The sequence below is a fragment of the Shewanella sp. SG41-4 genome (assembly GCF_014164505.1).
In the GTDB taxonomy this organism is placed as follows: domain Bacteria; phylum Pseudomonadota; class Gammaproteobacteria; order Enterobacterales; family Shewanellaceae; genus Shewanella.
Genome location: NZ_JACJFI010000262.1, coordinates 1 through 5,241 on the forward strand (window position 1 = coordinate 1; position 5,241 = coordinate 5,241).

A 5,241-nucleotide genomic window follows, 5' to 3' on the forward strand; every position below is an offset into this window, starting at 1 on the left:
CTTCGAATCCATTAAGGGTGATTTTTGCCGGAGTAATACCGCTGGCTAAACCTTGTTTGAGCCAATATGTTTGTTGCGCGAAATAACGTGGTAATTGCTTAAGTTTAGCTAAATAGTGCTGATAATCTTCAATACTATTGAAGCGAGCTTTAGCAATAGACGCAATATAAGCATGAAAACCACTTTCAGCTGTTATGGGTAAATAGTGGTCATGAAATCGATACATGTCGACTTCGTTTTGTAGCTGCTCTTGTAAAATCTTAGCATTGATGACATCTGATTTGGATAAGTTTTTCCGGTCAAGCTGCTTTAGTGTATGGAGAATTTGGAGCGTCTGTTGGTTCTTTTCTGCTAATGTTTCTGCAGATAGATCATCAAGCTTTGCGGCTACTGATGCATCTCCTAAACTGGCGGCTAACTCTGGTGAATAAGCTAAGTTAAGCGCCCAACTCTGGTCTATAATCGCTTGTAGTTCGGTATCTATCTGCGTTTGTTGGTGAGTGACTTGAGGCGCAATCTGTATCGTGGTTGAATGACTATTACAACCCAATAAACTTAACATTATCAGTGCAGGTAGGATCAGCAAGCGCATCAATAGTCCTTTATGGTTTAATCTGTTTGTTAGCTTTAGAGTATGCCCGATTTAAGTATAAAAAACACATTCCAAATTAGCGTTTGCTTTTTAGTGTGGTAGATTCCAGAAAAAAACATTGGCCATCAGAATTTGTATAAATACATGTTAAACTGAACATCATTCTCTGACCGACAAAACCAAACTAATGGCAGGGTAAGTTTATAGGGGTTAATTATGATAGATAAAACCATTCCGCTGGTTGATTTGCATCGACATTTAGACGGTAATGTTAATGTAAAAACCATTTGGGAATTAGGCCACCAACACGGTATTCAGTTACCCGCTAATTCGCTAGAAGAACTTGCGCCATTTGTGCAAATCCAAGGGAAAGAGAACAACCTAGTCGATTTTTTGAAGAAACTAGATTGGATGGTCGCTGTATTAGCTGATCTAGATGCTGTAAAGCGTGTTGCTTATGAAAATGTTATCGATGCAGCATCGCAAGGGTTAGATTACGCTGAATTGCGTTTCAGCCCTTATTACATGGCGATGAATCATAATTTGCCCATTGAAGGTGTCGTTGAAGCTGTTATTGATGGTGTTCGTGCTGGTGTAAAAGAGCATGATATTAGCGTTAACCTTATTGGTATTATGTCGCGTTCTTTTGGACAAGAGAAATGCCGCTTAGAACTTGAAGGCATACTTGCTCATCGTGATAGCATTGTGGCGATGGATTTAGCCGGAGACGAACTCGGTTTTCCTGGCGACTTATTTACAGAGCACTTTAAGCGTGTTCGAGATGCAGGGTTACAAGTTACCGCTCATGCTGGTGAAGCTGCGGGTGCTGAAAGTATGTGGCAAGCAATCAACATACTAGGTGCTACCCGTATTGGGCATGGTGTGAATGCGATTCATGATCCGAAGTTGATGGAGTATTTGGCCAAGCACCGTATTGGAATTGAATCATGTCCAACCAGCAACTTACATACGTCAACCGTTAAAGATTATGATGTTCATCCACTGCGTAAATTTATGGATGCCGGTGTATTGATTGGCCTTAATACCGATGACCCAGGTGTGAGTGCAATTGATATCGCTCATGAATATCGTGTGGTTAAATCTGAAATGGGTTTCAGTGATAGTCAACTGGCGACATTGCAACGTAATGGCGTGGAAATGGCCTTTATGTCTGACAGTGACCGCAAAGCGTTATACGCTAAAAAAGCGAAGTAAATAGCGAATGTAAGTAAAAAAATAGCCAGCAAATGCTGGCTATTTTTGTATTCTACTTTACATAAATAGTGAGTTAAATAACTCTTGAAAACTGCTGCTGACGGGCTTTCTGACGATAATATACATCAAAACACATACAAATATTACGAATAAGTAGACGACCGGTCTGGCTTACTGTTAACTTTCGATCAGTGATATCAACCAATTTATCATTTATGAATGTTTGTAATAGTTTAAGGTCTTCAGCAAAATATTCATCAAAGTTAATGGCAAACTTTTGTTCAATTTTGTCCATGTCTAAATCAAAATGACAGATAATCTGTTTAATGACCGCGCGACGAATTTCATCATCGTGATTTAAGCTACAGCCTTTCCATAATGCATGACCATTAGCATCAATAGATTCGTAGTATGGACGAATATCTTTTTGATTTTGGGCATAGCAGTCGCCAATTTGGCTGATAGATGATACCCCTAACCCAAGCAAGTCACATTCTTCTTGGGTGGTGTACCCTTGGAAGTTACGATGTAATTTGCCGGCATTTTGTAACTTTGCCAACTCATCATTGGGTTTGGCAAAATGGTCCATACCAATAAATTGATAACCCGCATCTGTTAACGATTCTATCGTTTGGCGAAGCATATCTAATTTCTGTTGTGGAGCAGGCATATCATGTTCTTTAATTTTACGTTGTGCAGCAAAACGCGATGGTAAATGTGCATAGTTAAAGACAGATAGACGATCAGGCGATAGCTCAATAATGCGCGCAATAGTTTTCGCAAACGTTTCTGGCGTTTGCAGCGGTAAACCGTAAATTAAATCAACGTTCGTTGATACAAAACCGAGTTCTTTAGCTCTGGCAATTAAGTCGAAAATAAATTGTTCGTCTTGCTCACGGTTAACGGCAATTTGTACTTCTTTATTAAAGTCCTGAACACCAATAGATACCCGGTTAAACCCAGCTTCTTTTAAGGTGTCTAACATGCTGAGCTCTATCTCACGCGGGTCAACTTCAATTGAGTATTCACCCACATCAGCAAAATTAAAGTGTTGTTTAATTAATGCGGTCAGTTTAAGAATTTGTTCAGGGCTTAAAAATGTCGGTGTACCGCCACCCCAATGCATTTGGGTTACGGTATAATTTTTGAATAATGGGGCGCGTTTAATAATCTCAGTGGCCAGATATTCAATGTATTGATCTGCTTTGTGAGAGTGGCGAGTAATAATTTTATTACAACCACAGTAGTAGCAAAGCTTGGCGCAAAAAGGAATATGCACATATAGCGACAGTTTATCTGACTTACTGTTTTTAATAGATGTCAGTAAGTTTTGTTCAGTAAAGGCATCGTCAAACTCTAGTGCGGTCGGGTAAGAAGTATAACGGGGACCGCTGTAATTGTACTTTTCGATCATCGACTGATCCCAACTAATCTGAGTGGGCTGCTTCAAGGCGTGTCCTCCGGGGGTAAATTAGCAACAGGCGAAGTATGCAATGTTCGTGATCAAATAACCTTGATCTAGGTTGTAAAAATGAATGTTGCCTATGGTGATTAGTGAGGTTTAGCGATAGCTGATATGAAATAATGACTAGACTGTGCAACAGGTCACAGTTTGTGTTTGGCGATTATTTAGGTAAGGCTGGTTTCTAGCCAAGGTTAAAACGCTGAGAGCCTAAATTGCGTGCCTTACCATCGTATCTCACTTCAGTAAGTTGTACTTTACCGCTGCGGTGTTTCAACACAATACTCGTTGAACGAGTGCCGTATTCCTCATGTTCGATAAAAATAGATGATAGACGTCGCTCCCACTCAAGACTGATGCCTGTTTGGGGTAAATCTTGATCTTTGGGTTGAGAAGTATCGCGCATGATATTGAGTAATTGGTCTATGCAAGGTGATTGCATTTGTTTGATATAGCTTTGTAGCTGTTGCTGACCTTTAGCCATTTTAGGCCATATATCATCCAGCGCACCGTTACTCACAGCATGAAAACCAGGCTTAAGCAAAGTAGTCGTTAAGGTTTTACTGTTAAAGCAATGGAGTTGATTGTGCTGTTCGAAGACTAAATTAAACGGATTGTAGTTAATCGAGTGTTCAGTTAACCATTGGCTATTGATGTGTTGTTTGGTTAGCGCGTCAACGACTAACTCTCCACGACTGCGAACGCCATCTTGCTGTTCGATTGCTCGAATATTGGTTAGCCCAGCAAATTGACCCTGTTCATTAATCCCTAACCAAGTACCACCGGCTTGTTTATCTTGCCCAGCGATAATGATTGGTGTTGTTGCCCAACGATAGGCGGGTTCGGTTGCTCTGTGATGAAATTCATCGCGGTTAGCACAGACAATTAAGGGGTAATCTGGATGCGCCTCAACGGCAATAAATAAAATACACATAGCAGCCCCTTAAAAATATCGACACCGCCATCATAACCTAATAAATCGATTATGATTAATGATGATGCTTATGTGGCGCAGCTGACTCGTGATGATGTGCAGCTTTGGTGTCTGAATGATGGCCGTGGTCATGGCTATGTGGTGCTGATTTTAAGTTGATCATCAAACGGCTTAAAAACTTTCGAGGTCCAAGTCGCAATAAGCTGGCGCCAAACAATAAAACGATTGCTACTAGACCAAGTATATTGACCGATTCAGGTAACTGTAATGTTAATGATGAGCTCAGAGTGAGTTGATCTGCCACCATTAATCCTACCAGTAAAATCCCGCCTAACATGAGTCCTTGTTTCCAATTCATTAACTTCAACTGGCCGATGCTGAGTACCGGCGCTGCGAGTAAAGTAAATGCCACAGCAATTTGGCTCCAACCACTGTAAGCCAAGGCAAGTGCCAAAATTACCGTGCCTAAATTACAAAAACGCATCGGCAAAAAGACTAATAGTAAAATAAATACCTGTAATGCAGGGTTCTCAAGCGGAACAGATGGATGACCTATCAAGTTTGCTAATACTAAGCTAAGGATAATCCAGGGGGCACTTCGGTCGACTAATTGGCTAAAGCCAAAGCGCCAAGGTGACTCTGATAGTGTTGGGTGCGGATCTGTTATATCAACTTTTGTCAGCGTCATTAGTGCCCCAATAGCTAATAGCCCCAATATTTGGTAAAGCGCAAACCAAGGGCCCAATAGTAATAAGGTAATTAACAATGCTTCAGGACCCGCTAGACGCTGCAACCAACGTAACCCTAGGGAAGGATGAGATGGGCGTAATCCAGCAGCAAACCTAGCGGTGGCGATAAAATAACTGCCTAATAAAATAGGAGAAATAGTCAGCAACCAACTAACGAATTGCTCTGAACCATGGTCTTTATGAGCGTGTTCATGGCCACCAGTATCCATCAGTAGCAGTAGGGCTAATAACCCTAAACCTAATAGGCTGCCAATGCCTGCTTGGTATTGATATTGACCTTGCTTGTCTT

The 5,241-nt window shown here is 41.0% G+C and carries 4 protein-coding genes and 1 pseudogene; 1 reads left to right on the forward strand and 4 read right to left on the reverse strand.

The features are described 5' to 3' along the window. On the reverse strand, positions 1-592 hold a 592-nt coding region (locus tag H5202_RS17625; protein ID WP_182773227.1), incomplete at its 3' end, for a DUF885 family protein. A gap of 216 nt (positions 593-808) precedes the next feature. Between H5202_RS17625 and add the strand changes: the two genes are divergently transcribed. Then, on the forward strand, positions 809-1,807 hold the full coding sequence (gene add, locus H5202_RS17630) for an adenosine deaminase (RefSeq protein ID WP_011635533.1): 999 nt from the start codon (positions 809-811) through the stop codon (positions 1,805-1,807). A 73-nt stretch (positions 1,808-1,880) separates the two neighbouring features. On the opposite strand, the gene hemN is transcribed toward add, so the two are convergent. From hemN to H5202_RS17645, 3 genes and pseudogenes are all read right to left on the reverse strand, one after another. Next, entirely contained in the window at positions 1,881-3,257 is a 1,377-nt protein-coding gene (hemN, locus tag H5202_RS17635) for an oxygen-independent coproporphyrinogen III oxidase (RefSeq protein ID WP_081430110.1), read from the reverse strand. A gap of 196 nt (positions 3,258-3,453) precedes the next feature. After that, positions 3,454-4,203 (reverse strand): NRDE family protein, encoded by a 750-nt coding sequence (locus H5202_RS17640; protein ID WP_059745304.1) that lies wholly within the window; start codon positions 4,201-4,203, stop codon positions 3,454-3,456. 55 nt (positions 4,204-4,258) lie between these two features. Continuing rightward, a pseudogene (locus tag H5202_RS17645) lies at positions 4,259-5,241 on the reverse strand (metal transporter); the annotation flags it as partial.